Origin of the sequence: Mycobacterium sp. 1165178.9 (genome assembly GCF_001673555.1) — a bacterium.
Taxonomy (GTDB): domain Bacteria; phylum Actinomycetota; class Actinomycetes; order Mycobacteriales; family Mycobacteriaceae; genus Mycobacterium.
This window is the reverse complement of the sequence record NZ_LZMB01000595.1, coordinates 1-6529: the sequence shown is the minus strand read 5'-3', so window position 1 is coordinate 6529 and position 6529 is coordinate 1. Positions and strand designations below refer to the sequence as shown.

Below are 6529 nucleotides of genomic sequence, written 5' to 3'. Positions count from 1 at the left end.
TTGTTTATCCACCCACACCCCGCCACGCCGCGGCCGGTATCAGAACCCCGGCGGCGGTAGGGGTAGAAGAGACCGCCCGCCGCCGGGCGGACCGCTCGCACCGCCGCCCCCGGGCGGACCGTTCCACCCGGCGCCACCGCCGCCGGGGTTCTGATACCGGCCGCGGCCACCCCGAGGCTTCCCGCGATCAACGAACCAGCGATCAGCTGCTTGATCTTCACTGGGCCCATCCATCCTCTCTGTCGACAGTTTCTTCATCCGGGTCGGCGCGAAATCGTGCTGCTCGCACCGCATTACCGGTCACCGCGCCCCCAAGGTGAGCCGGGGCGATGCCGCGACGGTACGAAGTCAGCCTGAAGCCGACCTGAAGATGGCGGGAGCCGCTTACGAGAGCCCGGCAGCGGGGGTAGTCGGCGCGGTCACGGCCGTCAGGTGCCACTTGTCCAGCCAGGGCCGCACCAACTCGGCGACGGAGAATTTAGCTCGCGACCTCCATCGCGTACACCTCTCCACTAGACCGGTGTTTGGCGCACTGCGCGGCGGTCTGAACGAAGTTGGTGATCAGCTGATGGCGGCCGGTTCGCGGGAGTACTCGTCGTCGACGGGAGGGTGCGCCCGGCGGTGGTGCCTACGGAAGTGGCGGATCTCGATGATCAGCCCCGTCAGGCCTAGAGCGCTGGTGATCGCCGACACCAGATACAGCAGCGCGCTGATGTGACCGGCGAGCGCATCGCCGAGGACCACCACGGCAGTGGTCCCGGGCAGCAATCCGACCAGGGTCGCCACGGCGTAGGGCAGCACCCGCACGCTCGACGCGCCTGCGGCGTAGTTGAGCGCCGAGAACGGCACCGCGGGAATCAGCCGCAGCGACACGATGGCCAGCCAGCCTCGTTGTCGCAGGCGCTGTTCCACGGTGTCAATCGATCGGTGGCGCACCAAGCGGCTCAGCCGCCACCCGAGTGCGCGCACCAGCACCATCGCGATCATCGCGCTCGCAGTGCTGGCGAGCACCGCGATGGCGACGCCCAGCAGCGGGCCGAACAGCAGTCCGGCTGCCAGGGTGAACGCCGTGCGCGGAATGGGCACCACCGTCACGACGATGTGAGCTACCAAGAACGCCAGTGGAAACCACGGTCCGCTCGCCTGCGCCCAGTCACGCATCTGCACGGGCGAGGGGAGCGGCAGCCACGAGGCGAGCACCACCAGCCCTGTGATGCCCACCACTGTCCAGGCAACCCTCGACCGGGACACGCCTCGCGCCGCGGCGCCGATGGCGCAACCGAGATCGCGAAGCGTTTCGGTGAAGTTGCTGGTGGCGGAGCCCGGCACGGCTTCCAAGGGTACGGGGCGCAGATGAATAAGCGGTTTCCCTGGGGTGGTGTTTCATCGGAAATTCGGAACGCTCCCCGCACCCGGCGGTTTTCTGCGACGAGCGGTCATCAATTAGCCTCAGTAGCTAAGTGGTATCCCCAGAGCTGTAGCCCAAATGCTGGGAAAAGGGAGCAATCGGTGTCCATTGATGTACCCGAGCTCGCCGACCTAGAACAGGTTCGCGGGCGTTGGCGCAGTGCGGTCGCCGGTGTGCTGGCCAAAAGCACCCGGAAGGACCCCGAGCAGTTGGGGGACGCGCCCGAGCGGCTGCTGGAGACCCCGACCTATGACGGAGTCGCGATACGCGCGCTCTACACCGCGCTCGACGAGCTGCCAGAACCGCCGCTGCCGGGTGAGTGGCCCTTCGTGCGCGGCGGCGACGCGTTGCGGGACGTCAAGTCCGGCTGGAAGGTCGCCGAGGCGTTCCCGGCTACCCCGGCGCCCGGCGTCGCGGCCAGGGACGTGAACTCCGCGGTGCTGGACGCGCTCGGCTACGGTGCCGGCGCGGTAGTGCTGCGGATCGGGGAATCGGGCGTGGCGCCCGATCAGCTGGGGGAGATCCTCGAGGGTGTCTACCTGAGCATGGCGCCGCTGATCCTCGAAGCCGGCGCCGATTACCCGGCGGCCAGCGACGCGGCGCTTGCCCTGGCGGACGGGGTGGAACCCGATCAGCGCGCCACCCTGTCGATCGATCTGGGCGGCGACCCGCTGAGCGCGGCGCACAGTGATCGGCCCGCGCCGAAGATCGAGGACGTGATCGCCGTGGCCAAGCGGGCCGCCGGTCACATCGGGGTGCGCGCGATCACCGTCGACGGGCCCGCGTTTCACAACCTCGGTGCCAACGCGACGTGGGAGCTCGCCGCCGCTGTCGCGGCCGCGGTGAGTTACCTGCGGGTGCTCACCGAAGCGGGGCTGTCGATCGGCGAGGCGTTGCGGCAGATCAGCTTCCGGTTCGCCGCCGATGACGACCAGTTCATGACGATCGCCAAGTTCCGCGCAGCGCGCAATCTTTGGGCGCGGGTCGCCGAAGTTGTCGGCGCGCCGGATGCCGGTGCGGCCGTGGTGCACGCCGAGACGTCGCTGCCGATGATGACCCAGCGCGACCCGTGGGTGAACATGCTGCGCTGCACCCTGGCCGCCTTCGGCGCCGGTGTCGGCGGCGCCGACTCGTTGCTGGTGTTTCCGTTCGACGTGGCGATCGACGGCGGATTCCCCGGCATAGCAACCAGTTTCGCCCGCCGCATCGCGCGCAACACGCAGCTGTTGCTGCTCGAAGAGTCACACGTGGGTCGCGTGTTGGACCCGGCCGGTGGATCGTGGTTCGTGGAGGACCTCACCCGGCGCCTGGCCGAGCAGGCCTGGGAGCACTTCCAGCACATCGAGTCGCACGGCGGATTCACGAAAGCCCGCGACTTCATCGCCGGCCAGATCGCCGAGGTGGCCGCCCGCCGCAGCGACGACATCGCGCACCGCAGGACCGCGATCACCGGTGTCAACGAATTCCCCAACCTCGCCGAAGCTCCTCTGCCGCAGAGCGACTCGACGTATTCGCCTCTCGCGGCCGGAAACCTGGTGCGTTACGCCGCGGAATTCGAGGCGCTGCGGGACCGATCGGACGCGTACCTGGACCGCACCGGATCGCGGCCCCAAGTTCTGTTGCTGCCGTTGGGCCCCTTGGCCGAGAACAACATCCGCGCAACCTTCGCCTCCAACCTGTTGGCGTCCGGTGGCATCGAGGCGATCAACCCCGGATCGGTCGACCCCGGCGGTGTCGCGTCAGCGGTGGCGGACGCGGGGTCCCCGACGGCGGCGGTCATCTGCGGCACCGACAGGCGCTACCAGGACGAGGCCTCCGGCGTTGTACAGGCGGCCCGCGACGCAGGGATCTCGCGGGTCTATCTGGCCGGGCCGGAAAAAGCCGTGGCCGACGCCGAGCACCAACCGGACCAATTTCTGACCGCGAAAATCAATGCGGTCGAAGCTCTGTCGGATCTGCTCACGAGGCTGGGGGCGTAGTTGAGATGACGACCACTGCACCTGCGGTTGGCAGCTTCGCCGATGTGCCGCTGCACAGCGAGCGGACCGTCACGCCGGCGACCGAGGCCGGCGTCGAGGAACACGTGGCCGCGGCCGCGGCCACGCATCTGTACACACCCGACCAACTCAAATGGCAGACACCGGAAGACATCGACGTCAAACCGGTCTACATCGCCGCGGACCGTGCCGCCGTAGAGGCCGACGGGTATCCGCTGCACAGCTTCCCGGGTGAACCCCCCTTCGTGCGCGGCCCTTACCCGACGATGTATGTGAACCAGCCGTGGACGATTCGGCAGTACGCCGGTTTCTCCACCGCCGCGGAGTCCAACGCCTTCTACCGACGCAACCTGGCCGCCGGCCAGAAGGGCCTGTCGGTGGCCTTCGACCTGGCCACCCACCGCGGTTACGACTCGGATCATCCCCGGGTGCAGGGTGATGTCGGAATGGCCGGTGTGGCAATCGATTCCATCCTCGACATGCGCCAGCTGTTCGACGGCATCGACCTGTCGACGGTGTCGGTGTCGATGACCATGAACGGCGCGGTGCTGCCGATCCTGGCGCTGTACGTGGTGGCCGCGGAGGAGCAGGGCGTTCCGCCGGAGAAGCTGGCCGGCACCATTCAGAACGACATCCTCAAAGAGTTCATGGTGCGCAACACCTACATCTATCCGCCCAAGCCGTCGATGCGCATCATCTCCGACATCTTCGCCTACACCAGCGCGAAAATGCCGAAGTTCAACTCCATCTCGATCTCGGGCTACCACATCCAGGAAGCCGGTGCCACAGCCGATTTGGAGTTGGCCTACACGCTGGCCGACGGGGTCGACTACATCAAGGCCGGCCTGGACGCCGACCTGGACATCGACAAGTTCGCTCCCCGGCTGTCCTTCTTTTGGGGCATCGGGATGAACTTCTTCATGGAAGTCGCCAAGCTGCGGGCGGGCCGGTTGTTGTGGAGCGAGCTCGTCTCCGCGTTCGGGCCCAAGAATGCCAAATCTCTGTCGCTGCGCACACATTCGCAGACCTCCGGCTGGTCGCTGACCGCGCAGGACGCCTTCAACAACGTCGCCCGCACCTGCATCGAGGCGATGGCCGCGACGCAAGGGCACACGCAGTCGCTGCACACCAACGCGCTCGACGAGGCGCTCGCGTTGCCCACCGACTTCTCGGCGCGCATCGCCCGCAACACGCAGCTGGTGCTGCAGCAGGAGTCGGGTACCACGCGACCGATCGACCCGTGGGCGGGGTCCTATTACGTCGAGTGGCTGACCCATCAGCTCGCGCAGCGGGCCCGCGCCCACATCGCCGAGGTGGCCGAGCACGGCGGCATGGCGCAGGCCATCAGCGACGGCATCCCGAAGCTGCGCATCGAGGAGGCGGCCGCGCGCACCCAGGCCCGCATCGACTCCGGCATCCAGCCGGTGATCGGGATCAACAAGTACCAGGTCGAAGAGGACCAAGAGGTCGAGGTCCTCAAGGTCGAGAACAGCCGGGTGCGCGCCGAACAGCTGGCCAAGCTCAGGGAACTGCGGGAAAGCCGTGACCAGTCGGCGGTGGAGGTCGCGCTGGCGGAACTGTCTCGCGCGGCGGCCGCCCACGGCCGCGCCGGTGCGGATGGGCTGGGCAACAACTTGCTGGCCCTGGCCATCGACGCGGCCCGGCAAAAGGCCACCGTCGGCGAGATCTCCGACGCGCTCGAGAAGGTATATGGCCGACACCAGGCGGAGATCCGTACTATCGCCGGGGTCTACCGCGACGAAGCCGGAAAGGCCGGAAACATGGCAACCGCGACCGAACTCGTCGAGAAGTTCGCGGAAGCCGACGGCCGCCGCCCGCGGATTCTGGTCGCGAAGATGGGCCAGGACGGCCACGATCGCGGCCAGAAGGTGATCGCGACGGCCTTCGCGGACATCGGATTCGACGTCGACGTCGGTTCGCTGTTCTCCACGCCCGAGGAGGTGGCCCGCCAGGCCGCCGACAACGACGTGCACGTGGTGGGGGTTTCCTCGCTGGCTGCCGGCCATCTGACGCTGGTGCCCGCACTGCGTGAGGCGATGGCCGAGGTCGGGCGGCCCGACATCATGATCGTGGTCGGCGGGGTCATTCCGCCGGGCGACTTCGACGAGCTGTACGAGGCTGGAGCCGCCGCCATCTTCCCGCCCGGGACGGTGATCGCCGACGCCGCAATCGGCTTGCTGCACAAGCTCGCCGAGCGGCTGGGTTACACGCTCGACTAAATGGCTTCCGAACGGAACGACTCCGTGGAGCGGTTGGCCGACGCGGTTCGCAACGGCGACCGTGCGGCGTTGCCACGGGCCATCACGCTGCTGGAGTCCACTCGCGCCGACCACCGCGAGAAGGCCCAGCAGCTGCTGCTGGAGCTGACGCCGGACGCCGGTGACGCGTATCGGGTCGGCATCACCGGGATCCCCGGGGTGGGCAAGTCGACCAGCATCGAGGCCCTCGGCATGCATCTGATCGAACTGGGCCATCGAGTGGCGGTCTTGGCCGTCGACCCGTCGTCGACCCGCACCGGCGGCTCGATCCTGGGCGACAAGACCCGGATGGCGCGCCTGGCCATGCATCCGGATGCATACATTCGGCCGTCGCCCACGTCGGGCACCCTGGGCGGGGTGGCCAAGGCCACCCGCGAAGCGGCGGTCCTGCTGGCGGCGGCCGGCTTCGACGTGATCCTGATCGAGACCGTTGGGGTCGGTCAATCCGAGGTGACAGTGGCGAACATGGTCGACACCTTCGTGTTGCTGACCTTGGCGCGCGGTGGCGATCAGCTCCAGGGCATCAAAAAGGGCGTGCTCGAGCTGGCCGATATCGTCGTGGTGAACAAGGCTGACGGGGAACACCTCGCCGAAGCCCGGTCGGCGGCGCGCGAGCTGTCCGGGGCCATTCGGTTGATACATCCGCGTGAAACCCTCTGGCGGCCACCGGTTCTCACGATGAGTGCGGCCGAGGGAACCGGCCTCGAGGAATTGTGGGACACCATCGAACGTCATCGGCGGGTCCTCACCGAGGCGGGGGAATTCGAGGCGCGCCGCCGAGATCAGCTGGTCGACTGGACCTGGCAGATGGTGCGCGACACGGTGCTGGACCGGCTGTTGTCCAG

General features: G+C 67.8%; 5 protein-coding genes. 3 read left to right on the top strand and 2 right to left on the bottom strand.

Features of this window, described 5'->3' with window-relative positions; translation table 11 throughout:
- On the bottom strand, positions 1-221 hold a 221-nt coding region (locus tag A5652_RS28880), incomplete at its 3' end, for a hypothetical protein (RefSeq protein WP_232001460.1).
- A 340-nt stretch (positions 222-561) separates the two neighbouring features.
- Entirely contained in the window at positions 562-1329 is a 768-nt protein-coding gene (locus A5652_RS26090) for a TVP38/TMEM64 family protein (RefSeq protein WP_067358844.1), read from the bottom strand.
- A gap of 180 nt (positions 1330-1509) precedes the next feature.
- Between A5652_RS26090 and mutA the strand changes: the two genes are divergently transcribed.
- From mutA to meaB, 3 genes are all read left to right on the top strand, one after another.
- Positions 1510-3387 carry a methylmalonyl-CoA mutase small subunit gene (gene mutA, locus A5652_RS26085; protein WP_067358843.1) on the top strand — a complete coding sequence of 626 codons (1878 nt, stop codon included), beginning with the start codon at positions 1510-1512 and terminating at the stop codon, positions 3385-3387.
- Positions 3388-3392: 5 nt separating this feature from the next.
- Positions 3393-5645, top strand: a complete 2253-nt coding sequence (scpA, locus tag A5652_RS26080; protein WP_067358840.1) for a methylmalonyl-CoA mutase — start codon at positions 3393-3395, stop codon at positions 5643-5645.
- The coding region (meaB, locus tag A5652_RS26075; protein ID WP_067358838.1) for a methylmalonyl Co-A mutase-associated GTPase MeaB at positions 5646-6529 on the top strand (884 nt) is incomplete at its 3' end.